General features: G+C 68.9%; 23 protein-coding genes and 1 riboswitch. Of the genes, 18 read left to right on the forward strand and 5 right to left on the reverse strand.

The window, feature by feature from the left end:
- Positions 1-6 precede the first annotated feature (6 nt).
- The 5 genes from IU452_RS32725 (at position 7) to IU452_RS32745 (ending at position 4516) form a co-directional block, all read left to right on the forward strand.
- Positions 7-1380: a styrene monooxygenase/indole monooxygenase family protein gene (locus IU452_RS32725; protein WP_195113102.1), complete on the forward strand. Its 1374-nt coding sequence runs from the start codon at positions 7-9 to the stop codon at positions 1378-1380.
- Between the two features lie 97 nt (positions 1381-1477).
- Entirely contained in the window at positions 1478-2599 is a 1122-nt protein-coding gene (gene sfnG, locus IU452_RS32730) for a dimethylsulfone monooxygenase SfnG (protein ID WP_195113103.1), read from the forward strand.
- The gene (locus IU452_RS32735; RefSeq protein ID WP_195113104.1) at positions 2596-3822 is read left to right on the forward strand and encodes an SfnB family sulfur acquisition oxidoreductase; all 1227 of its coding nucleotides are present in this window, start codon (positions 2596-2598) and stop codon (positions 3820-3822) included. Before sfnG ends, IU452_RS32735 begins: the two co-directional genes overlap by 4 nt.
- A gap of 30 nt (positions 3823-3852) precedes the next feature.
- The gene (locus IU452_RS32740; RefSeq protein ID WP_195113105.1) at positions 3853-4371 is read left to right on the forward strand and encodes a flavin reductase family protein; all 519 of its coding nucleotides are present in this window, start codon (positions 3853-3855) and stop codon (positions 4369-4371) included.
- A complete protein-coding gene (locus tag IU452_RS32745; protein WP_195113106.1) occupies positions 4358-4516 on the forward strand; it encodes a hypothetical protein in 159 nt (52 codons plus the stop codon). Before IU452_RS32740 ends, IU452_RS32745 begins: the two co-directional genes overlap by 14 nt.
- Positions 4517-4524: 8 nt before the next feature.
- Here IU452_RS32745 and IU452_RS32750 read toward each other — a convergent pair whose 3' ends face one another.
- Positions 4525-5181 (reverse strand): hypothetical protein, encoded by a 657-nt coding sequence (locus IU452_RS32750; protein ID WP_195113107.1) that lies wholly within the window; start codon positions 5179-5181, stop codon positions 4525-4527.
- Positions 5182-5311: 130 nt separating this feature from the next.
- The gene (locus tag IU452_RS32755) at positions 5312-6172 is read right to left on the reverse strand and encodes an SDR family oxidoreductase (protein WP_195113108.1); all 861 of its coding nucleotides are present in this window, start codon (positions 6170-6172) and stop codon (positions 5312-5314) included.
- 184 nt (positions 6173-6356) lie between these two features.
- Positions 6357-6449: riboswitch (SAM riboswitch) on the forward strand.
- Positions 6450-6461: 12 nt separating this feature from the next.
- On the opposite strand from IU452_RS32755, the gene IU452_RS32760 reads away from it, so the two are divergent.
- From IU452_RS32760 to IU452_RS32805, 10 genes are read left to right on the forward strand one after another with little or no spacing between them, the layout of a single operon-like run.
- Positions 6462-7412: an amino acid ABC transporter permease gene (locus IU452_RS32760; protein ID WP_195113109.1), complete on the forward strand. Its 951-nt coding sequence runs from the start codon at positions 6462-6464 to the stop codon at positions 7410-7412.
- On the forward strand, positions 7409-8173 hold the full coding sequence (locus tag IU452_RS32765) for an amino acid ABC transporter ATP-binding protein (protein ID WP_195113110.1): 765 nt from the start codon (positions 7409-7411) through the stop codon (positions 8171-8173). Before IU452_RS32760 ends, IU452_RS32765 begins: the two co-directional genes overlap by 4 nt.
- A 36-nt stretch (positions 8174-8209) precedes the next feature.
- Complete coding sequence (locus IU452_RS32770; protein WP_195113111.1) at positions 8210-8725, forward strand: GNAT family N-acetyltransferase; 516 nt, start codon at positions 8210-8212, stop codon at positions 8723-8725.
- Positions 8722-9798: an LLM class flavin-dependent oxidoreductase gene (locus tag IU452_RS32775; protein WP_195113112.1), complete on the forward strand. Its 1077-nt coding sequence runs from the start codon at positions 8722-8724 to the stop codon at positions 9796-9798. The genes IU452_RS32770 and IU452_RS32775 overlap by 4 nt, the downstream gene beginning before the upstream one ends.
- Positions 9799-9802: 4 nt before the next feature.
- The gene (locus tag IU452_RS32780; protein WP_195113113.1) at positions 9803-10756 is read left to right on the forward strand and encodes an ABC transporter permease; all 954 of its coding nucleotides are present in this window, start codon (positions 9803-9805) and stop codon (positions 10754-10756) included.
- On the forward strand, positions 10753-11625 hold the full coding sequence (locus IU452_RS32785; RefSeq protein ID WP_195113114.1) for an ABC transporter permease: 873 nt from the start codon (positions 10753-10755) through the stop codon (positions 11623-11625). The genes IU452_RS32780 and IU452_RS32785 overlap by 4 nt, the downstream gene beginning before the upstream one ends.
- A complete protein-coding gene (locus IU452_RS32790; RefSeq protein WP_195113115.1) occupies positions 11622-13286 on the forward strand; it encodes an ABC transporter ATP-binding protein in 1665 nt (554 codons plus the stop codon). The genes IU452_RS32785 and IU452_RS32790 overlap by 4 nt, the downstream gene beginning before the upstream one ends.
- Positions 13287-14369, forward strand: a complete 1083-nt coding sequence (locus tag IU452_RS32795; RefSeq protein WP_195113116.1) for an LLM class flavin-dependent oxidoreductase — start codon at positions 13287-13289, stop codon at positions 14367-14369.
- A gap of 2 nt (positions 14370-14371) precedes the next feature.
- Positions 14372-15736, forward strand: a complete 1365-nt coding sequence (locus tag IU452_RS32800; RefSeq protein ID WP_195113117.1) for an NtaA/DmoA family FMN-dependent monooxygenase — start codon at positions 14372-14374, stop codon at positions 15734-15736.
- Positions 15733-16872: an LLM class flavin-dependent oxidoreductase gene (locus IU452_RS32805; protein ID WP_195113118.1), complete on the forward strand. Its 1140-nt coding sequence runs from the start codon at positions 15733-15735 to the stop codon at positions 16870-16872. The genes IU452_RS32800 and IU452_RS32805 overlap by 4 nt, the downstream gene beginning before the upstream one ends.
- 106 nt (positions 16873-16978) lie before the next feature.
- On the opposite strand, the gene IU452_RS32810 is transcribed toward IU452_RS32805, so the two are convergent.
- Together IU452_RS32810 and IU452_RS32815 are read right to left on the reverse strand one after the other, a co-directional pair.
- On the reverse strand, positions 16979-17221 hold the full coding sequence (locus IU452_RS32810; RefSeq protein WP_195113119.1) for a hypothetical protein: 243 nt from the start codon (positions 17219-17221) through the stop codon (positions 16979-16981).
- Positions 17222-17297: 76 nt separating this feature from the next.
- Positions 17298-17792 (reverse strand): hypothetical protein, encoded by a 495-nt coding sequence (locus IU452_RS32815; RefSeq protein WP_195113120.1) that lies wholly within the window; start codon positions 17790-17792, stop codon positions 17298-17300.
- A gap of 414 nt (positions 17793-18206) precedes the next feature.
- Here IU452_RS32815 and IU452_RS32820 point away from each other — a divergent pair, with 414 nt between their 5' ends.
- Positions 18207-19469: an ROK family protein gene (locus IU452_RS32820; RefSeq protein WP_195113121.1), complete on the forward strand. Its 1263-nt coding sequence runs from the start codon at positions 18207-18209 to the stop codon at positions 19467-19469.
- A gap of 91 nt (positions 19470-19560) precedes the next feature.
- Here IU452_RS32820 and IU452_RS32825 read toward each other — a convergent pair whose 3' ends face one another.
- Complete coding sequence (locus IU452_RS32825) at positions 19561-21162, reverse strand: DUF2207 family protein (RefSeq protein ID WP_195113122.1); 1602 nt, start codon at positions 21160-21162, stop codon at positions 19561-19563.
- Positions 21163-21422: 260 nt separating this feature from the next.
- On the opposite strand from IU452_RS32825, the gene IU452_RS32830 reads away from it, so the two are divergent.
- Together IU452_RS32830 and IU452_RS32835 are read left to right on the forward strand one after the other, a co-directional pair.
- Positions 21423-22355 (forward strand): neutral zinc metallopeptidase, encoded by a 933-nt coding sequence (locus IU452_RS32830; protein ID WP_195113123.1) that lies wholly within the window; start codon positions 21423-21425, stop codon positions 22353-22355.
- Between the two features lie 4 nt (positions 22356-22359).
- Positions 22360-23508: a neutral zinc metallopeptidase gene (locus IU452_RS32835; protein ID WP_324192969.1), complete on the forward strand. Its 1149-nt coding sequence runs from the start codon at positions 22360-22362 to the stop codon at positions 23506-23508.
- The last annotated feature ends 3 nt before the right edge of the window (positions 23509-23511 follow it).

The raw sequence follows: 23511 nt of genomic DNA on the forward strand, positions 1-23511 counted from the left end.
TCCATTATGACGAACGATAATTCGACTCGCACCGCCGCAATCATCGGAGCCGGGCAGACCGGGGTCACCGCCGCACTGGGTCTGCTCGACGCCGGATTCGATGTCACCCTCTACAGCGACCGGGACCAGCGCAGCCTGCGCGACGATGTGCCCGCCACCGGCACCGCGCTCGGCTTCGGTGAGGCCCAGGCGGCCGAGGCCGCGCTCGGGCAGGACACCTTCGTCGACCGCGCGCCCAACCACACCGGTTTGAGCGTGCGGATCGCCGGACCGGAGAATGCCGAATTGATCGCATTCGACGGCAATTTCGACGGATATGTCGGAATTGCGGTGGACACTCGCCTCAAGGCCGACGAACGACTGACCGCATTTTCCGAACGCGGCGGCCGTTTCGTCGTCGACGCCGTCAATCTGGAGAAATTGGACAAGATTGCCGGTTCGCACGACCTCACCTTGGTGGCCACCGGGCGCGGCGGCCTGTCCGAACTGTTCCCGATCGACACCGAACGCACGGTCTACGACGCACCGCAGCGCAGCCTGCTCACCGTCACGGTCACCGGATTGGGCTACGACCCGGAGGTGTTCGCGCACCGCAGCCCGCAAGGCGGCGCGCACAGCGGCTTCTCGATCCTCGCCGAACAGGGCGAGGCATGGTGGGGCCCCTACCTCCACAAGGATGCCGGACCGACCTGGGCCTTCCTGGGTTGGGCGCGGCCGGGCAGCGACTGGGAAAAGCGTTTCGCCGCAGCGGATTCCGCCGAATCCGCACACCGCATAGTGCAGGATCTCTACCGAGACTACATCGAGTGGGATCTGTCCGAAGTCCTTGCCACCCGGACCATCCCGGAAGATCCGCACTCCTGGCTGAAGGGTGCGGTGCGGCCGGTCGTGCGCGTCGGCGTGGGCGAGACGCCCGGCGGACATCCGGTCGCCGCGATCGGCGATACCGCCGTGGCCTACGACCCGATTGCCGGTCAGGGCGCGCAGAGCGGGCTGATTCAGGCGCAGCGGCTGGTTGCCGCCGCCGCGCAACACGAGGGACCGTTCGACGCGGCATGGCTGCGCGCGCAGTACGCCGATTTCCTGGCTGCCCGGTCCGATGCGGCCGCCAAGGTCACGCGGCTGTTCCTCAGCGATCCGGAATTCGCCGAGATCGGCAACCAGTTCTTCGCCACGGCCGCGGTCGATCCGCGCTTCGCCTCGGCACTGGTGAGCCTGTTGCACCGGCCGCAGCCGTTCCTCGACATCCGCTCGACCGAGGACGCCGCCGCCTACATCACCAGCGTGACCGGCGAGAACGCCACCGACCTGCTGGCGCGATTCGAGCCCGCGGGCCGGTTCGAACGCTCCCGCTACAACGCCGCCGTCACGCAGGCCTGACCGATGCGATCGCAGCGATTCAAAACCTCGTGTCGGGCCCTGCGCGCTGCTGAAGTGAAGACACGCACCGGGGGCGGCCTCGAACGGAGCAACAAGGATGACGACCGAAAAAATCGCCGACCAGATCAAGTTCGCCTACTGGGTGCCCAATGTCAGCGGTGGGCTGGTCACCAGTGATATCGAGCAGCGCACCGGCTGGGACTTCGAGTACAACAAGAAGCTGGCGCAGACCGCGGAGAACAACGGCTTCGACTACGCGCTGTCCCAGGTGCGCTACACCGCCTCCTACGGTGCCGAGTATCAGCACGAGTCGACCTCGTTCAGCCTGGCACTGCTGGGCGCGACCGAGCGGCTGAAGGTGATCGCGGCCGTGCATCCGGGCCTGTGGCATCCGGCCGTGCTGGCCAAATTCGGTGCCACCGCCGACCATCTGTCCGGCGGCCGGTTCGCCATCAACGTCGTCTCCGGGTGGTTCGCCGGGGAATTCCAGGCCCTCGGCGAACCCTGGCTCGAGCACGACGAAAGGTACCGGCGCAGTGCCGAATTCCTCGAGGTGATCCGCAAGATCTGGACCGAGGACGCGGTGAACTTCGCCGGAGACTTCTACCGGATCCGGGACTTCACGTTGAAGCCGAAGCCCCTCAACACCCCCGAGCGGCCGAATCCCGAACTGTTCCAGGGCGGTAACTCCACGGCCGCGCGGCGCAACGGCGGGCGGTATGCCGACTGGTACTTCTCCAACGGCAAGGATTTCGACGGCGTCACCGAGCAGTTGAACGACGTCCGTGAGGTCGCGCGGCAGCACGACCGGGAGGTGAAGTTCGGGCTCAACGGCTTCATCATCGCCCGTGACACCGAGAAGGAGGCGCACGACACCCTGCGCGAGATCATCGAGAAGGCCAACCGTCCTGCGGTGGAAGGGTTCCGGGACGCGGTGCAGCAGGCCGGTCCCGCGACCCGCGACGGCAAGGGTATGTGGGCCGATTCGAGCTTCGAGGATCTGGTGCAGTACAACGACGGCTTCCGGACGAAGCTGATCGGCACGCCGGAACAGATCGCCGAACGCATCGTGGCCTACCGCGAGCGCGGGGTGGATCTGATCCTCGCCGGGTTCCTGCACTTCCAGGAGGAGATCGAATACTTCGGCCGGCGGGTGCTGCCGCTGGTGCGCGAGCTGGAGGCGCAGCGCGAACCCGTCGCGGCGGTGGCGAGCCGATGACCGCGGTCACGGCGCAGCGCATCACCTCCACCGCCCACGCCCGGGAGGTGGCCGCTCGGCTGGCACCGGAGTTCGCGGCCGGTGCCGCCGAGCGGGACCGGCTGCGGCAGTTGCCCTATCGCGAGGTGGAACAGTTGGCGGCGAGCGGATTGCTGGCCGTCACCGTTCCCGCCGCGTACGGCGGCGCCGACCTCGCGCCGAGTGAGGTGGCCGAGGTGGTCGCGACACTGGCGGCCGCGGACCCGAATATCGCGCAGATCCCGCACAGTCATTTCGTCTACCTGAATCTGTTGCGGCTGGCTGGATCCGAGCAGCAGCGCAAGCGCTATTTCACCCAGGTGCTCGACGGTGCGCGGATCGCCAATGCCCAGTCCGAACGGGGAGGTGCGACCGTCGCCGAGGTGCAGACCACGCTGAAGCCTCTGGGGGACAACAGGTTCCGTATCGACGGCAGCAAGTTCTACTGTACGGGCTCGCTGTTCGCCGATCTGCTCGCTGTGCTCACCCGGCTCGACGATCCGGGTGAGCACAGCGGTCTGGCGGCCGGGGAATACATCGCCTACCTTCCCGCCGATACCCCGGGTGTGCGGATCGTGGACGATTGGAACGGGCTCGGCCAGCGCACGACCGGCAGCGGTACCGTGCGGTTCGACGAGGTGATCGTCGAGCGTGAGCAGCTGTTCGAGAGGTCGGCCGCGGTGCGGGCACCGACCGGCTACGGTGCCTTCGCTCAGCTGCTGCATGCGGCGATCGACACCGGTATCGCGCGCGGTGCCCTCGGTGCCGCGGCGGAATTCGTGCGCACCCGGAGCAGGCCGTGGTTCGAGGCGGGGGTGGAGCGCGCCATCGACGATCCCCTCGTGATCCAGCGCTTCGGTGAACTGTCGGTCGCGGTGAGCTCCGCGGAGGCGACCTTGATCGCCGCCGGGCTCGCCGTCGATGCGGCCACCGGATTCGGCGGGACGGGCGCGTCCGACCCTGTTGCCCACGCCTCGCTGTCCGTCGCGACGGCCAAGATCGTCGCGGATCGGGCCGCCACCGAGGTCGCCTCGGCCCTGTTCGAGGTGAGTGGTACCCGCAGCGCCGCAGCGGATCTGAATCTCGATCACTTCTGGCGCAATGCCCGCACCCACACGCTGCACGATCCCGTGCGGTGGAAGTTCCAGCACATCGGCCGGGCGGTGCTGCACGGGAGTGCGCCGCCGTTACACGGCGTCATCTGAGGCCGATATCTGTAGCGAGAGTGGTGAACCATGGCTGAGCTGACCGAGATCCCCGCCGACGGCGCCGGGCTGCGCCGCGCCTTCGCCGCATTCCCCAGCGGAGTGGTGGCGGTGTGTGCCGAAATCGACGGCACGCCCTATGGATTGGCGGTTAGCACCTTCGTTCCGGTGTCGCTGGATCCGCCCCTGGTGTCGTTCTGCGTGCAGAACAGCTCGAACACCTGGCCCCGGCTGGCCGCGGCCAGCCATCTCGGTCTGAGCCTGCTCGGGCTGGATCAGGAAGGGGCCGCCCGCTCGCTGAGCTCCCGTAACGGTGACCGCTTCGAAGGGCTCGAACTGCATCGCGGCGCGGGCCACGCGGTCTTCGTCGACGGCGCCTCGGCATGGCTCGAGGGCGCCGTCGAAACCCAGGTCCCCGCGGGCGATCATCACGTGGTTATCCTGCGCGTCCACCGCCTGGCCACGCGCACCGACGTCGACCCGCTGGTATTCCACGGCAGCCGCTTCCGGCGGCTGCATCCCGAGGCGGTGCTCAATGGCGTGCGGTGAGTCCCGGCTGCGTCGGCTGCTGGAGCGCGATGCCGAACAGTGGGCCGACAATTGGCGCACCGAGTCGGAACAACCGCGTGCGGGCCGCTGGGCATGGGTGAACCTGGAGTGGATCGGCTGCGTGCTGGGAGCCGCCTCGCTCTGAACCGCCGCTCACCGCAGCGGGCGTCCCGCGGGTTGTGACGGCCGAAAACACAGGCGGCGACGCGGACCCGGGCTCGGGCTGGTGTGCTTCACCACCGCCGCGGCCAATCCGCGCGCCTCGATGTCGTGACGCTGCATGTCTTGGCTGAACCCGTCGAGATGGATCAGCGTGTGCCGGATCAGCATCGGCCCCACATCCGGCGGTTCGGTGCACGCCCGCCGATAATCCGCCGCGGCCCGCGGGTCCTCGGTGAGCGCGGCCAGCGCCCCGATCCGGACGCGCTGGGTCAGCCCATCCCAGATCCGCGCCTGTTCGGCGTTCCTGATCTGCCGCCATCCGCCGCGATAATCCAGGTCCCGGATGATGTCATCGGCCGGTTTCCCCAGCCGCGTCTCGCACACCACCGCCCACAATGCGCACAACCAACTCAGGGCCCGCAGCGTGTGCAGCGGCTCGCGCCGCGTCTCGATCTCCTCCTCGGCCTCGTCGTGCGTCTCCAGATATGCCCACCGGAACACCAGCGACTCGATATCCAGCAACAGCCCGCCCGGCAGATCGTCCACGTCGGGCCGGCCGATCCGCACCACCCGTGCCGACACCAGATCTTGCAACTCGACCATGTCCGATTCATCGGTCGGCACCCAGCGGTGCGCTTCCCTGGTCATCAACGGCCCCTGGGTCGGTGCGGCACGGGCACGAAAAACGCACCCCTTCGGATTGAGCCACGAATTCCCCACCCTCGCAAGCAAAGGTTGGGATCGAGCCGAGATCACCTGTGTCGGCGGCGCGCCGAGCTCAATCCACCGGTGCCCGGTCCGAGCCCGGGAGCAGCCTGCTGAACTGCCGGTTCGCATACCGCATCGCCATCTCGTAGGGGAGGGCGAATTTGCGCGCGAACCAGTAGCCGATCCAGATATCTCTCGAGGTGTACACGAGGAAGCGATTGCGCTTGATGCCCGCAATGATCCGGTCGGCCACCGTCTCCGGGTCCACGGCACGCCCGACGAACGACCCCTTCAACTTCTCGAGCCGCGGATCGCCGGGATCGACCCCGACGATCTGCACGGTGCCCACCAGCGGTGTGCGCACGGCCCCGGGAACCACCAGGCTCACGCCGATGCCGTGGCGCTCCAGATCGAAGCGCAGCACCTCCGAGATTCCGCGCAGCCCGAATTTGGCCGCGCTGTAGGCCGCATGCCAGGGCAGCGCCAGAAGTCCGGCCGCCGAGGACACGTTCACCAGATGTCCGCCGCGCCCGGCCCGCACCATCGGCGGCAGGAAGTTCTCGATGATGTGGATGGGCCCCATCAGGTTGACCTCGACCATCGACCGCCAGTGCCGATGTTCCAGGTTCTCCACCGTGCCCCAGGTGGAGATGCCCGCGATATTCATGACCACGTCGAGGCTGCCGTGCTCCTCGTGCACGCGCTGCGCCCACGCGGTCACCGCGTCGTAGTCGGCGACGTCGAGGACCTGTGCATCGAGGACCTCGCCGCCGGAGGCGCGCACCAGCTCCGCCGTCTCGGTCAGGCCCTCGGCGGCGATATCGGTGAGTAGCAGGCGGGCACCCTCGCGGGCCGCCGCCAGCGCGGTGGCCCGGCCGATACCGCTGGCCGCGCCGGTGATCAGGCATTTCCGGCCGGTCAGATCCTTCATGAAGAGTCTCCTAGCGGGCAATCAGGAACAACGGTGTTCACCATAGATTATTGCGAACACAGTTGTACACATCTCTGTTCGCTCTCGGTATTTCCCGGGAAGACCGAGAGAATCCTTTGCCAACAGTTGAATTCACGATGATCGCGAGTGCAGACGCCCGTCCGGGTGTCCGTTACGTTCGAATTCACCATCCAGAGCGGTTGAGAGACCTGGCTCGACGAGACCGCAGCAACCCCCCGGAGCCGGGTGCGGGTGCTACCGCCAGGACCGATGGAGGATCGCGATTTCCATGAGCACATTGACCGCCGTCCCCTCCTCCGGCACCTCGGGGGTGACGGAGCCCGACGAGAGCGCGCTTCCGGTCGCGCGAACCCGGCACCCCTGGCGTTGGCTCGCCGCGGCGATCGCGCTGGTTCTGGTGGCTCAGTTCGCGCACGGCCTGATCACCAATCCGGGCTGGGACTGGCCGACTTTCGCCCGATACTTCACCGCGGGCTCGGTGCTGTCGGCACTGAAGGTGACGGTGGAGCTGACCTTCTGGGGCACCCTGTTCGGCTTCCTGCTGGGCATCTGGCTGGCCGTCGCACGATTGTCGAAAATACCTGTGCTGCAGGTGATTGCGTGGGCCTATGTCTGGGCCTTCCGGTCGATTCCGCTGATCGTGCAGCTGCTGTTCTGGTTCAACATCGCCTATCTGTACAAAACACTGTCGGTCGGAATCCCCTTCGGGCCTGCGTTTTTCACCTTCGATGTGAACGGGGTGATCAGCGGTTTCACCGCGGCGGTGATCGGGCTGGCGCTGCATCAGGCCGCGTATTCGGCCGAGATCATCCGCGCGGGCATCATCTCGGTGGATCCGGGACAGTTGGAGGCGGCCAAATCGCTGGGCCTGCCCTGGCGCCGCCAGTTCTTCACCATCGTCGCGCCGCAGGCGATGCGGGGCATTCTGCCCAATGCCGCCAACGAGGTGATCAGCCTGTTCAAGGGCACCTCGATCGTGTCGGTGATGGCCATTGCCGAGCTGTTCTACCAGGTGCAGGTGATCTACGGCCGCAACGGCCGGGTGGTACCGCTGCTGATGGTCGCGACGGTTTGGTACATCGTGCTCACCAGCGTGCTCACGGTCGTCCAGTACTACATCGAACGGCACTTCGCCAAGGGGAGCCAGCGCGAACTGCCGCCCACGCCGCTGCAGCGGGTGCGCGGCAAGATCGCCGAGATCACGGGGGAACGCCGATGAGTGACTACGCCGTCGAATTGCGGGGCGTCCGTAAGCATTTCGGCGCCAACGAGGTGCTGCGCGGTGTCGATCTGGCGGTGCGGCCGGGTGAGGTGACGGTGATCCTGGGCCCGTCGGGCTCGGGCAAATCCACCCTGTTGCGCACCATCAATCACCTGGAGAAGGTCGACGCCGGCATCGTGCGGGTCGGCGGTGAACTGGTCGGCTACCGTCGCAAGGGCGCCACACTGCACGAGCTGAGCGAGCGCGACATCCTGCGGCAGCGGTCGCGGATCGGGTTCGTCTTCCAGAGCTTCAATCTGTTTCCTCATCTGACGGTATTGGAAAACGTTGCGCTGGCACCGATCTCCGCGCAGGGACGGCCCCGCGCGGAGGTGGAGGCCGAGGCCGCGGAGCTGTTGGCGCGGGTCGGCCTGGCGGACAAGGCGCGGGACTATCCGCGCCGGTTGTCCGGCGGGCAACAGCAGCGGGTGGCGATCGCGCGCGCCCTGGCCCTGCGCCCCAAGGTGGTGCTGTTCGACGAGCCGACCTCGGCGCTGGATCCCGAATTGGTCGGGGAGGTGCTGGATGTGATCCGTGGTCTGGCGCGCGACGGCGCCACGCTGGTCATCGTCACCCACGAGATCGGGTTCGCCCGCGAGGTCGCCGACACCGTGGTGCTGATGGACTCCGGACAGATCGTGGAGCAGGGCCCGCCGGGGCAGGTGCTGGACAACCCCGCCCACCCGCGCACCAAAGCCTTTCTCGCGCATGTGCTCTGAGCGGACCCTCGTCCGCCCTCGCCGTAAAGGAATCCGATGACGTTGTCTCGTAAGCGGTCCGGAGCGCGCACGGTGCATCACGTGTCACAGCACGATGCGCTGGCCGCGCCGCTGCTGGCCGAACTGGCCGTCGAATACAGCTCCCGCTACGGCCGCACTCCCGGTGCGGTGCACGCGGATCTGGTGAACTACCCGGCCGAGCACTTCGCCCCGCCGCACGGCGGGTTGTTGGTCGTCGTGGAAGAGGGCGAACCCGTCGCCGGTGGCGCATTCCAGCGCTTCGACGAGCAGACCGCCGAACTCAAGCGCATCTGGACCGCGCGCACCCATCGCCGCCGCGGCCTGGGCCGCTTCGTGCTCGCGGAGTTGGAGGCCGAGATCGCCCGGCGCGGATATCGGCGCATCTACCTGACCACCGGACCGCGGCAACCGGAGGCCGTGGCCCTCTACAACGCCGCCGGATACACCGCGCTGGAGCGCAATGTCGTCAAGGAGGTGGGGCCGGTGCACCCGTTCGAGAAATACCTGTCCGAGGAAGTGTCGGTCGCGTGAAGTTCCTCCTGCTGACCCTCATCACTCATCAGCCGGACCCGGCCACGGGAGAGACGCTGTCCCCGGCGCAGCGGCTGCGGCGGGTGGTCGACAGCGCCCGGCTGGCCGAGGAACTCGGGTACGACGGGTTCGCCGTCGGTGAGCGGCACGAGGATCCGTTCATCTCGTCGGCGCCGCCGGTGGTGCTCGCCCATATCGCGGCGGTCACCTCGCGCATCGCGCTGTTCACCGGGGTCACCACGCTGAGCCTGCTGGATCCGGTGCGGGCCTTCGAGGACTACTCGACGCTGGACAACCTGTCCGGCGGGCGGCTGGAGTTGATCATCGGCAAGGGGAACGGCGCGGCGCAGGCGAAGCTGTTCCACGTCACCGCCGAGGATCAGTGGGACCGCAACCGTGAGGGTTACGAGTTGTTCCGGCTGCTGTGGGAGCACGACACCGTCACCTGGTCCGGACGATTCCGGCCGCCGCTGACCGAGGCCGAGGCATTGCCCCGGCCGTTGCAACCGAGACTGCGCATCTGGCACGGCAGCGCCACGAGCCGGGATTCGGTGGAATTCGCTGCGCGACACGGTGATCCGCTGTTCTCGGCGAATGTCACCAACTCGATCGAACCGTATGCCGAGCTGATCGCGCACTACCGCGAACGCTGGGCGGCCCACGGCCACGATCCCGCCGAGGCGCTGGTGGGCGCGGGAACCGCCGGGTTCTACATCGCGCGCGACTCGCAGGAAGCGGTGCGGACGTACCGGCCGATCTTCGAGGCCCGGCAGTCCGTCGCCCGGAAGCACGGGCTGCCCATCGTCTTTCCCACCCTCGAGGATTTCGTGGACCGCAGTTCCGCGCTGATCGGCAGCCCGCAGCAGGTGCTCGAGAAGGTGCAGCGCTATCACGAACGGTTCGGCCACGAGGTGATCCACCTCGCCGCCGACGGTGACGGGCTCACCGACAAACAGCACCGCGAAAGCCTCGAACTGTTTCAGGCCGAGGTCGCGCCCGTGCTGCGGCATCGCATTCCGAGCAGGCCGCTGGGCGCGCAGCGCTACGGCGACCCGGCCGCGGCAGGGCGGTGACGGGATGGCCCGCTACGTGGTCGTTCGCGTACTCCAGGCGGTGCTCGTGCTGTGGGCGGCGTTCACCGGATCGTTCGCGGTGCTGTACCTGCTGCCCGGCGATCCGGTGGAGCTGGCGCGGGGCGCCGATCCCGGTGTTCCCGTCGATCCCGCGGCCATCGAGGAGATGCGGCAGCGCTACGGCTTCGACAAGCCGGTGTGGCAGCAGTATTGGACCGCTCTCGAGCATGCGGCGCGCGGGGATCTGGGCCGGTCCATCGGGACCGGGCAGTCGGTGACGGGCGCGATCACCGAGGCGCTGCCGTCCACGCTGGCCCTCGCGGCATCGTCGCTGGCGCTGGCGGTGGTGTTCGGTGGTGCGCTGGCGGTGGCGGCGGCCTACACCGGCAAGCGTTGGCTGCGTGGGCTGTTGACCGCGCTGCCGCCGATCGGCGCCTCCGCGCCCACCTTCTGGGTGGGACTGCTGCTGTTGCAAGTGTTCTCGTTCCGGCTGCGGCTCGTACCCGCATTCGGCGGTACGGGATTCGACGGTGTGGTTCTGCCCGCGGTGACACTGGCCATTCCCGTCGGCGCGGTCATCGCGCAGGTGCTCTACGGCAGCCTCGCGCAGACCTGGCGGCAGCCGTTCGTCGAGGTGGCCTTCGCCAAGGGCGGCTCCCGCCGGTGGGTGCAGGCGCGCCATGTCCTGCGGCCCGCCCTCGCCCCGGCGCTGACCGTCGCGGGGATCTGGGTCGGTACGGTGCTGGCCGGTTCGGTCGTGGTGGAAACCGTCTTCTCCCGCGCGGGTATCGGGCGCCTCACCCAGACCGCGGTCCTGACTCAGGACATTCCCGTCGTGCAGGGCATCGTCGTGATCACGGCGCTGGCGTTCGTCCTGGTGAACCTGGCCGTCGATCTCGTGCATCCGCTGCTGGATCCCCGGGTGGCCCAGGTTGTTCGGAGAGGAGCCGACAGGTGATCGGGTCGGTGGTGGTCGAGCGGGCGGGTCTCGGTTTCGGTGCCGCGAGCCGGAGCTCTGTGCGTAAGTCTCTGCGGACCAACATTTTTGCCGGAATCTCGCTGCTGGTGCTGGCAGTGGTGCTGGGCTGGGCAGTGCTACCCGGAGTGTTCGCCGGGCGTGATCCGCTGGTGGGCGTGCCGTCGGAGAAATTGCGCGGGCCGAGTGTGCGGCACTGGTTCGGGACCGACAACCTCGGGCGCGATATCTACACGAGGGTCGTGCACGCCGCCGGGTTGTCGTTGACGGCAACGGTGTTCGCGGTGATGCTGAGCCTGGTCGTGGGCTCGGTCGTCGGTCTGTTGGCGGGCTCGATCGGCGGCGTGACCGATGCGGTGATCATGCGGATCGTCGATGTGCTGCTGTCGATTCCGGAGCTGCTGACCGCGCTGGCGCTGGTGACCGTGCTCGGCTTCGGCACCCGCAATGTGGCCCTCGCGGTGGGTATCGCCCTGGTGGCCCGATTCGCCCGGGTCATGCGGGCTGAGGTGTTGCGAGTCCGCCGCGCCCCCTACGTCGAAGCCGCATTCGCCGCCGGTGTCCGCTGGCCCGCGGTCCTGGTCCGGCATGTGCTGCGCAATGCCTACGCCCCCGTCGCGGCGCTGGCGGCCGTCGAATTCGGCGTCGCCGTCCTCGCCGTCTCCTCGCTGAGCTTCCTCGGCTACGGCGCGGCCCCGCCCACGCCCGAATGGGGCTCGCTGATCTCCGAGGGCCGCAACTACCTCGCCACCGCCTGGTGGATGACCACCCTGCCCGGTCTGGTCATCGTCGCCGTCGTCCTGTCCGCTCAGCGCCTCGGCCGCGCCCTGGCCCAGGACGGTGCCCGATGACGACTCGCGCTCGGACGGGAGGTGACGCGGTGACGAATGAACGACTGCACGGCCCGCTGTTGCGGGTGGAGGACCTGAGTGTCGAGTATCGGGGCGGCGGCGGGGCCACTGCCGCCGTCAAGGGGGTGTCGCTATCGGTCTCGCAGGGGGAGACCGTGGCGCTGGTCGGTGAATCCGGTTCCGGGAAGTCGACATTGGCGCATGCGGTGATCGGATTGCTGAGCGGGGGAGTGGTCACCGGCGGGCGGATCGCGTTCGCGGGTGAGCGGATCGGTGACGCCCCGGAGCGAGTGCTGCGGCAGATCCGCGGGGCGCGTATCGGGTTGGTGCCGCAGGATCCCGGGACGTCGCTGAATCCGGTCGTGCGGGTCGGGGATCAGGTGGGTGAGGCGCTGCGTATCCACGGTCGCGCGACGCGCAAGACCGCGTGGGCGCAGGCCGTGCGGATCCTCGCCGACGCGGGATTGGATCGCCCCGAGGTGCGGGCCCACCAGTATCCCCAGGATCTGTCGGGCGGGCAGCGGCAGCGGGTGCTCATCGGTATCGCCCTGGCCTGCCGGCCCGAACTGGTGATCGCCGACGAACCCACCAGCGCATTGGACGTCACGGTGCAGCGCCGCATCCTCGACCACCTCGCCGCGCGCACCGCCGAATCCGGCACCGCGGTCCTGCTGATCACCCACGATCTGGGTGTGGCGGCCGACCGAGCCGACCGCATCGTGGTCATGCGGCAGGGTGAGATCGTCGAAACCGGCACGGCCCGCGACATTCTCGCCAACCCTCGGCACGAGTACACCCAGCAGCTATTGGCCGCCGCGCCGAGCCTGGACACCGCGCTGCGCCCACCGCGCCCGCCCGCCGCCGCACCCCTGCTGACGGCCACCGGACTCCGCCGAACCTTCCGCCTCGATCGCCGCACCACCCTGACCGCCGTCGACGACGTGTCACTGCGCATCGACCGCGGCGAAACCCTCGCCGTCGTCGGCGAATCCGGCTCCGGTAAGACCACCACCGCCCGCATCCTCGCCCGGCTGGAGCGACCCGACGCGGGCACGATCACCGTCGACGGGCACGACATCGGCCAGCTGCGCGGCGCCCGTCTGCGCGATCTGCGCCGACGGATCCAGATCGTCTACCAGAACCCGTATGCCGCCTTGAATCCCAAGCTGACCGTCGCTCAGATCGTGGCGGAACCGTTGCGCGCCTTCAGAGTAGGGGATCGCTCCGCACGGAGGGCTCGCGTGGCCGAACTGCTCGACCAGGTGGCGCTGCCCGAGTCGTATTCGACTCGGCGCCCCGCCGAACTATCCGGCGGCCAACGTCAACGCGTCGCCATCGCCCGCGCACTCGCCCTGCAGCCGGATCTGGTCGTGCTCGACGAACCGGTGTCGGCGCTGGACGTCTCGGTGCAGGCGCAGATTCTGGATCTGCTCGAGCGGCTGCAGGCCGAGTTGCAGCTGAGCTACCTGTTCATCACCCACGATCTGGCCGTGGTGCGCCGCATCAGCGACCGGGTGGCGGTCATGCGCGGCGGCCGGATCGTCGAAACAGCCACCACCGCAGAGCTTTTCCGGACGCCGCGGCACGAGTACACCCGCGAACTGCTGGCGGCCGTCCCGGGCCCGGCCCGGTTCACGGCTCCCATCGAAAGGACGGCCTGAATGACCCATTCGCAACCACTGCTACTGGGTGTCGAATTGTCCGGCACCGGCACACATCCCGCCTCCTGGCGACGTGCCGACTCGCGCGCCGAGGAGCTGTTCACCGCGGAGTACTGGCTCGACGCCGTGACCGCCGCCGACACGGCGGGCCTCGACCTCGCCTTCCTGCCCGACTCGTTCACGCTGCAGGCTCAGGGCGCGGCCGGTCGGCTCGAGGCGGTGGGCATCGCCGCCCGCTCGGCCGCGGCCACGCACCGGATCGGGTTGATTCCCCAGGTTCCGGTGACGCACACCGAGCCGTTTCACGTCTCCAAAGCCATTGCCAGCCTGGACTTCGCGACCTACGGCCGGGCCGGTTGGGAGGTCACGGTCTCGCACGGCGCGGCCGCACTGTTCGGGCGCAAGGCCGAGCAGGACGCGGCCTCGCTGTGGCACGAGGCCGACGAGGCGGTCGAGGTGGTGACCCGGCTGTGGGACAGCTGGGAGGACGATGCCGAGATTCGAGACACCGCGACCGGACGCTTCATCGACCGCGAGAAGCTGCACTACATCGACTTCGTCGGCGACAACTTCTCGGTGAAGGGCCCCTCGATCACTCCGCGTCCGCCGCAGGGCCAGCCATTGGTGGCGGTGCGCGCCGCCGACCCACCCAGCACGCGGGTGGCGGTCCATCGCGCCGACCTGATCCGCATCGCGGCACCCGACCTGGCCTCCGCCGCCCAGACCCGCGGCGAGCTGCGGGCCGCGGTCGCGGCGGCGGGCCGCGATCCGAAGCTGGTGCGTGTCCTGGTCGATATCGACGTGCATGTCGCCGCCACCGAGCAGGAGGCGGCCGCGGACCTGGCCCAGCTCGAGGCGTGGACACCCACCGCCGATCCGAACACGCTGCGCCACATCGGGACCCCGCAGGCCCTGCGCGAGCTGCTCGCCCAGGTCCGCACCGAGTGCGCCGGTGACGGTGTCGTGCTGCGCCCGCTGGCACTGGCCCCGTTCATCACGCACTTGCCCGGGCTCACCACCCTGCGCGACCGGCTGGGCCTGCCGCGCCCCGTCAACCGCTACGCGCTCACCGCTCGAGGATAGATATGGCGAACAACAAGGTACGCAAGCAGATTCACCTGGCCGCGCATTTCCCGGGCGTCAACAACACCACGGTGTGGAGCGATCCGGAATCGGGCAGCCAGATCGACTTCGACTCCTTCGTGCATCTGGCCCGCACCGCCGAACGCGGCCTGTTCGATTTCTTCTTCCTCGCCGAGGGCCTGCGACTGCGCGAACACCGCGGCAGGATCTTCGATCTCGACGTGGTCGGGCGGCCCGACACCTTCACCGTCCTCGAGGCGCTGGCCGGCGTGACGACCCGGCTGGGCTTGGCCGGGACCATCAACACGACCTTCAACGAACCCTTCGAACTGGCCAAGCAGTTCGCGACGCTGGACCACCTGTCCGGCGGCCGGGCGGCCTGGAACGCCGTCACCTCCTCCGACGCGTTCACCGGTGAGAACTTCCGCCGCGGCGGCTATCTCGACCACGCCGAGCGCTACAGCCGGGCCGCCGAGGTGGTCGATGCCACCCGTGCCCTGTGGGACAGCTGGTCGGCCGATGCGCTGGTGATCGACCGGGAGCGGGGCATCTTCGCGCGACCCGCGCCGTCGGTGCGCTTTTCCAGCGAACAGTTCGATATCGACGGGCAGTTCGTGCTGCCGCGCAGCCCGCAGGGCTATCCCGTGCAGATCCAGGCCGGTGACTCCGACGAGGGCCGAGAGTTCGCCGCCGCCAAGGCCGATGCCATCTTCAGCCGCCACGGGGAACTCGAGGACGGTCGGCAGTTCTACACCGACGTGAAGGGCCGCTTGGCGAAATACGGCCGGGCCCGCGACGATCTGAAGATCCTGCCCGCCGCCACGTTCGTCCTCGGCGACACCCGGGCCGACGCCGAGGAGCGGGCCCGGCACATCCGGTTGCAGCAGGTGGGGCCGCAGACCGCCATCGCCTTCCTCGAACAGGTCTGGGGCCGTGACCTTTCCGAGTACGACCCCGATGGTCCACTGCCCGATGTGGATCCGGTCGATAATGTGAACATCACCCGCGGCCGGGTCCGGCATGCCAAGGATCCGCGTGCCGTCGCCGAGGCGTGGCGGGCCAGGGCGGAGGCGGAGAACCTCAGCATTCGCGAGCTGATCATCGAGGTGACCGCGCGCCAGCAGTTCGTCGGCAGCCCGGCCGAGGTCGCGGCCGAGATCGATCGATATGTGCAGAGCGACGCCGCGGACGGGTTCGTCCTGGTCCCGCATCTCACCCCGGCCGGACTCGACGAGTTCGTCGACAAGGTGATCCCGGAGCTGCAGGAGCGCGGCAGTTTCCGGACCGAGTACGCCGGCACGACCCTGCGTGAGCATCTGGGCCTGCGCCACCCCCACGAGACGAGCGAAGGAGTACGTGCGTCATGACGACCACCGTTCCGCTGTCGATTCTCGACCTGTCGCCGATCAGTGCCGGGTCCACGCCGCAGCAGGCGATCCGCAACACCATCGACCTCGCCCGGCATGCCGAGTCCTGGGGATACCGGCGCTACTGGGTCGCCGAACATCATTTCGTGCAGGTGGCCAGCTCGGCGACCACCACCTTGATCGCGCTGATCGCGGCCGCCACCAAGACGATTCGCGTCGGATCGGCCGCCGTGCAGCTCGGCCACCACACCTCGGCGTCGGTGGTCGAGTCGTTCGGCACCATCGACGCGCTGTATCCGGGCCGCCTCGACCTCGGCCTCGGGCGCTCCGCACATCGTGTCGCCCAGGTGCGATCGGCCGGAGTGCCGCCGGTCCCGGCGCCGCAGCGGCCGACCGAGGTACGTGACGGTGTGGTCATTCCGCCGCCGTTCGGTCCGGGACAGGTGCTCGACACCTCCCGCTTGGCGGCCGGGCACGAGGCGTTACTGCTGCCGGGCGCGCAATCCATCGACTACACCGAACAGGTGGAGCAGATTCGCGCCTTGCTCAACGGGACGTACACCACCTCGGAAGGCGTTGCCCTGCACGCCGTTCCGGGCGAAGGCGCCGCGGTGGAGCTGTGGCTGTTCGGCAGCAGCGGCGGCGAGAGCGCCCGATTGGCCGGGCGGCTCGGCCTGCCGTTCGCGGCGAACTACCACGTATCACCGGGAACGATTCTGGAAACCGTTGCGGCCTACCGGGATTCGTTTCGCCCCTCGGCGCGCTACCCTCGGCCCTATCTCGTCGTCTCCGCCGATGTGGTCGTCGCCGAGGATCAGGATACCGCCGACTACCTGGCCTCGACCTACGGCCACTGGGTCTACAGCATCCGCAGCGGCGCGGGTGCCGCCGAATACCTCGATCCCGATACCGCTCCGCCGCTCACCGACCGGCAACGCCGTCTGGTCCACGACCGGGTGACCACGCAATTCGTCGGCACCCCGGCCGCGGTGGCCGAACGCCTCACCGCCCTCCAGCAACTGACCGGCGCCGACGAACTGGTGGTCACCAGCGTCACCCACGCGCATGAGGACCGTGTGACCTCACATCGGCTCCTGGCCCGCGAATGGGGCCTGCAACACGTACGCGCCGCCTGAGCCCGAGCTCGTGCGGCGCGACACTACGGGCGGTCCGACGGGCGCGGTGTTATCGCCTCTTCCCGCGCTCCGTCGGTGACCCGCGTTACCTGGTGGAACGGTTCGATCAGATCTCGGAGCCGTGCAGCCGCTTGGCGAGCAGCTCCTTACCCATCCGGGCGCCCTTGCGGCTGTCGGTCTGGGCCTTGCGGAAGAACTCGGCCAGTTCGGTATCCCCGGAGCGCTCGGCGTCGGCGATATAGGTCTCCAACCGCAGGGCGTTGTCGAGGCAGGCCTCGGTGTACCAGATCAGGTTGTAGTCCTTGTCCTTGGTTCCGGTGATCTTGCCGGTCTCTTGGGACTGCGTCATGTCGAAATCCTTGGTGTAGCGGATGAATTCCTTCCTGCGATCCGCGTACCCGGGGCGAATCGACTCAAACGGGACGCTAAGGCCGGTGGAGAGTGCCGGTGACGGTGCTGCCCGGCCCGCCCGCGCGGTAGGCGAGGGAGCCGTCGGTGTGCAGTTGGACCGTCGATTCCGTGCCCTCGCCGTCGCACCCCTCGCCGCCTGTCGGCCGGGCGGCCAGGGTGAGTTCGGTATCGGTGGCGCCGACCAGACGTTCGGCGCGTTCGCAGCGGGCCCCGGTGGTCTTGTTGGTGTTCGAGGAGGTCGCGACCTCCTCGGTGCCGGGACGGATGGTCAGCACGATGTCGAAGGTGTCGCGGCCGTTGTCGGCGACGCCCCGCCATTCACCCAGAAAAGCCTGCGGGACTTGGGCTGCGGGCGCGGGGTTGCTCTGCTCCGGATTGCGCATGTACGCCACGATCGCGACCACCACCGCGAGGATCGCGATGGGAGCGACGATGGCCAACCGCAGCCGATTCTTCCGGCGTACCGCCCGCTGCTCCGGGCCCTCCCCGGCCCACGGATCCCGACCCATTAGGCGAGTGTATGCCCGGTACCGTCGCCGGATCGGCATTTTCACCCCGATGCGCGCGGCCCGCCGGAATGTCCGGAATTTCGGCCTCGAACCGCGTCGTGGACCTGGACGGAGAGTTTCGATCACGGTGAGCGAAAGGCATGCGTACCGCCCGGTCTGGCGTCCGGCAGACATGGGATGATAACTTCGTACGCATGTCCATCAGCCGTCCGAACCCCGCACGGGTCACGTACGTGACCGTTGCGCTCGGTGTGCGGCTGCCGCGGCAGCGGGAACTGTGTTGTTCCCGGCCGCGCAGCTGAGAACCGCTCCTGGTCACTTCTTCGACTGATTCGGGCCCTTCTCTCTGCCTTGTTGCTGACCCCATTTTTCGGACATGTCCCGTGCCCCGGGACCACAACAAGGATTCCGCACATGACGAGCCCCATCCTCGAGCGATCGTCGACCCTCACCCTGCCCACCCGCACCGCGCCGTCGCGTCCCGCCGTGCCGCCCGAACTGCGCATCGCCGACAACCCCGCCGCCGCAGTGCTGCGGGCGGCCACCCGCGGCCCGATCTTCCGCGATACCGCCGCGCAGACAACGGGTTTGAGCATCGCCACCGTGAATCGCCAAGTGTCCGCGCTGCTTACGGCCGGGCTGCTGCGCGAGCGGGCCGATCTCACCGCCTCCGGCGCGGTCGGGCGGCCGCGGGTGCCGTTCGAGGTCGACACCGACGCCTACACCACCCTCGGCGTGCACATCGGCGCCACGGTGACCCGCATCATCGCCGCCGATCTGTCCGGTCGCATCCTCGGCGGTCTGGAGATCGCCACTCCCCAGGCGAGTCAGGAGGCCGCGCTCACCATCATTGCCCGCAGCGCCAAGGCCTTCCTCGACCGGCTGCCGCGCCGCCGCCCGCTGTGGACCGGTTTGGCGCTGGCCGGCCGGGTCGATCCTGCCTCCGGTGTGGTCGACCACCCCCGCCTCGGCTGGCAGGCCGCACCGGTGGCCGCGACCTTCGGCGCGATACTCGACCTGCCGGTGTCGGTGGCCGCGCACGTCGAGGCAATGGCCGCCGCCGAACTGCTGCTGGCCCCGGGCGAGGAGGAACGCCCCGGTTCGAGCCTGTACATCTATGCCCGTGAGACGGCCGGGGTGGCGGTCACCCTGCACGATCGCGTGCACACCCCGACCAACGGCCCCGGCTCGATCGCACACCTGCCCACCGGCTCCGACGTGGACTGCTCGTGCGGCCGCCGCGGCTGCTTGGAGGCCACCGTCGGCGAGGCGGCACTGCTGAGCCGCGCGGTGCGTGCGGGCATCGTGCCCAAGCGGGAGGCCCCGCGCCGCCCCGTGATCGCCGACCTGTACCGCGCCGCCGAGTCCGGGTCCGCCCCCGCCCGTAGCCTGCTGCTCGAGCGAGCCGAAATCCTCGGCCGCACGGCGGCTCTGGTCCGTGACATGTTCAACCCGGACCGAGTCATCCTCGGCGGGCAAGCCTTCACCGGCTACCGCCCCGGAATCGACCAGGTGGCAAAGGCTTTCACTCAGAGCACCACCCTCCCGCCCGCCGACCTCCGCATCAGCCGCTTCGGCAGCCGAGTCCAGGAGCACGCCGCCGCCGTAACCTCGCTGAGCGTCTTCTACGCCGACCCCCTCTCGGCCATGCGCCGCGCCACCCGCACCACGCGCTGACCGAATCGACGCCACCCCGCACCCCCCGGCGTGCGCTCACTGTCCCGCCGGGGCCACCGTCATGGTCCCGGCGGGGCGTGGACGCCGGGTGTCAGATGAACAGGCCCTCGAGGGCGGTGATGAAGTAGGGGAAGTGGCCGGCGAAGCGGTGGAGGTTGCGGTCGTGATCGAAGCCGCCGAACCAGTACAGGCCGGGGCGTCGGTCGGCGGAGGGATCGATGTCGCGGAAGGTGCGGATCCAGTTGTCGGCGCGGCCGCCGATGATGGTGAACGGGAGGGCTCGGGAGAAGACCAATTCGCGTTCGGCGGGTGAGATGCGGTCGGGCCGTAGCTCGTCGAGGCCGCGCTGCAGGGCGCGGACCTGTCCCGCCAGCTCACGGCCCGTGGCGGTGCGGGCCGGGAGGTAGCGGGGGAGCAGTAGCGCGGCCACTCCGCCGAGGGCGATCGCGATACCGACGAGCGCGTGCCCGCCGGATACCGCCAGCGCGATCGTCGCCGCGATACCGGCCACCACGAGGACAACCCCGAGCCAGAACGGCAGTCCGCGCCGGGTGCGGTCGAGGAGCACACCGCGTTCCACCGCGTCGGCGAGCAGTGCGGCCCGCACCGGCTGCGCACCCAGGCGGCCCCGCAATTGCGTGACGGTCACCGCATCGGTGCCCTCGGGCAGCAGCGCCCGGTACACCTGCTTCTCGTACTCGCGCAGTTGGTCGTCGGCCGGGTTCACGCGCGTGATCCGCCAGTCCGAATCGCCATCCGGCGTGATCCAAATATAGCGCCGCACCGCAAGATCCACGACCGTCGCGGCGAGATCCGCGGCGTCCGCGGACCCGTCCAGCACGACCCCCGCCTCGCCCGGCAACGTGCCGTCCGGCGACACGAACTCGGCGCGATTGCCGTTGCGCTGCACCGGATCCAGCGCCTCCCGGCCCACGAGCGCCGCGGCGTCCTGCCGCCGCGCCCACGCCACATAGCCGCCGCAGGCCAACAGCGCCACCACCAGCACGCCGAAGGCGACCAGCACCGGCGCGGTCACCGCGAACGCTCCCGCATCCGTACCGTCGCGGATATCGGCATTGGCCGGGACGGTTCCGGGCGGCAGTTGCAACGTGACATCGAGAATGTCGCCGCGGTGCAGACCGTCCTGGGCCAGAAACATCACGCCGTCCGGTTCGACCCGCACGTCGTTGCACTTGCGGATCTGTCCCGGCGGCCCGATCGTGCAGTCCGCGATGCCCATCTCATAGCTCGGGCTGATCAGGGTGGCCTCGATCGACGAGACATCCGCATCGAGCACACCGCTCCACTTGAACAGCTGCGTCCCCGGCACCTCGCTGACCGTTCCGTGCACGGTGTATTCGAACGACGATTCGCCCGGCTGGGCGTCGATGGTGAACCGGTCCCCGTCGACCTTGGCCGTACCCGCCCCGGTGGCCGAGACATCCGTGACGCCGAAGCGGCGTTCGCCCTTGTCGCCCCACGTAACTCGCAGCGGCAGCACCATATGGAACTGCCCGCCCGGCGGCACCTGCACCGTCTCGGCAACCTCGAGCAATCCCTGGTCGCTCAGCTTGATATCGGCCTTGATCGCCGCCCCCTCGGCCTGTTGCGCCTGGGCGGCGGGCGTCGAGCCGAACAGCCCGGCCAGAACGAACAACAGAGCGCCGAGGGCGCCCCCCCGAAAGATCAGCATGGGGCCTTAGCTTAGACAGCTTGCTATTCTGCGTCAGCGGCTGTCGAAGACCTGAAAGAACCAGGGGGCACGGGGGAGTGAGTCAACCACCCTACGGATACGGCCCGATTCCGCCTGCCGGACGACCGGTCCCGCCGCCCTACGGACCGCCACCCTACGGACCGCCGCCGGGTTATCCCCAGCCTCGCTACGCACCCCCACCCGGCTACCGACCCGGCTATCCGCCGCCACCGCAAGGCTATCCACCGACGCGACCGCCCATGCCGACGCCGTCGCCGTACGGCCCGCCCGGACGTCCGCCGCAACGCCGCCGAGGCGGCCGCGGCCTGGGCACGATCCTGGTGATCATCATCCTCATCGTGACTGCCGCGCTGGTCCGAATCGCCGTCCGGACCGGCGGGTACGGCGCCACGCACTCCGGCGGCAGCGCCGGCTACACCTACGCCCCGACCACCGGAAAGGATTCGGGCCGACCGGGAGTCGCCGCGACCGGAACCAATCCGCTGCTGACGGATCCCGGCTCGCCCCTGAGCCCGGCCCGCTGCCGCTACGCACCGTGGAGCACCCAGGTCGAGGCCGCACGCAAATTCTTCGAAAGCGCCGCCACCTGCCTGGAACAGGCATGGAAACCGGTGATGGCCAATGCGAAACTGTCGTTCACCCCGCCGAAGCTGAACGTCACCGCCACCACCGCGGGCATCACCACCCCGTGCACCGGCGCCAGCAGTAACTTCGCCGCGTTCTACTGCGGCGCGAACAAGACCATCTACATGCCGATCAGCCAGCTGCAGACCGAGATGTTCGCCGACCACTGGGAGATCTACCTGTCGGTGTTCGCCCACGAATACGGCCATCACATCCAGGCGCAGGCGGGCATTCTGTCCGCCGCCAACCGCGAGCGCCGCGACGCCGGTCCGACCAGTTCCAAGGGTTTGGAGGTCTCACGGCGAATCGAATTGCAGGCCAACTGCTTCGACGGCATGTATCTGTCGGCCTCCGCGGGCGGCGGCTCGCTCACCCCCACGCAGACCGGCAATGCCCGCGAAGACGCCTACGGCCGCGGCGACGTACCCGGCGATATGCGCGACCACGGCAGCGCCCGGCATATGGGTGACTGGTGGAGCACCGGATTCGACAAGAACAAGACGGCACAGTGCAATACGTTCACCGCTGAATCCGGCCAGGTGAGTTGAGCCCGTGACACAGCCGCCGCGCTACCCGCCCGGATACCCGCCGCCGGGGCGCCCGCCGTACGGTCCGCCGCCGGGGTACCGGCCGCCGTACGGTGCGCCGCGGCCGTATCCCTCAGGGCGGCAAGGGATTACGCCTCTGCCGCCCCCGGGTGTCTACGGGCATCCGTATCCGCCGCCGCGAAGGGGTGGCAGCGGCGCGGTCGGCGCGGTGTTCGCCGTGATCTTCGTCTTCGCGGTGGTGGGTGCGCTGGTGGCCTTCGCGACGATGGGCGGCCGCGACAACCACCCCTCGCGCGACTCCTACGCGACCCCCAGCCATACCTACGCCCCGCCGACGTGGACGACGAGCGCACCGGCACCGACCACCACCGCGAGGGCCACGCCCTCCCGGACCGGTTACGCGACCCCGACCACCACCAGACCGGCCGGGCCGCAACCCGTTGCGGCGACCGCCGGCAATCCCCTGTTCCGCGACCCGGACTCCGGACTGATCAACATCTCGTGCACCTACCCCCGCTGGGCCTCGGACGTCGCGTCCGCGCGGGCCTTCTTCGAGGCCGCCCGCACCTGCCTGGACAACATGTGGAAGCCGGTGCTGCAGGCGGCGAAACTCCCGTTCAGCACTCCGAATCTGAGCGTCACCGCCCGCGCCGCCGAGGCGTCCTCGCCGTGCGGTTCCGGCCAAGGCAACTGGGCGGCCTTCTACTGCTCGGCCAACCACATGATCTACATGCCGCTGGATCAACTGTTCATCAACGAGGACCGCAGCGACGCCGCCATCTTCCTGGCGGTCTTCGCCCACGAGTACGGGCACCACGTGCAGTCGATCAGCGGCATCATGGGCAAGAACCACCGCGACCGCTACGACGCCGGTCCGACGTCGGCGCGCGGCCTGGAACTGTCGCGCCGCGGGGAGCTCGAGGCGCAGTGCTTCGGTGGAATGTTCATCGGCTCTTCCACATTCGTGGGCACCCTCACCGGTGCGCAGACGCAGCGGACCATTCGCGACAACTACGGTCGCGGCGACAAGGCCGGTGACGCCCGCGACCACGGCTCACTGCACAACTACGGCGCCTGGTACGAGCACGGGGTGGAGCACAACCGCACCCAGAAGTGCAATACGTGGTCCTCCCCGGCCGACTCGGTGTCCTGAGCC

Source organism: Nocardia transvalensis, assembly GCF_015477765.1.
In the GTDB taxonomy this organism is placed as follows: domain Bacteria; phylum Actinomycetota; class Actinomycetes; order Mycobacteriales; family Mycobacteriaceae; genus Nocardia; species Nocardia transvalensis_A.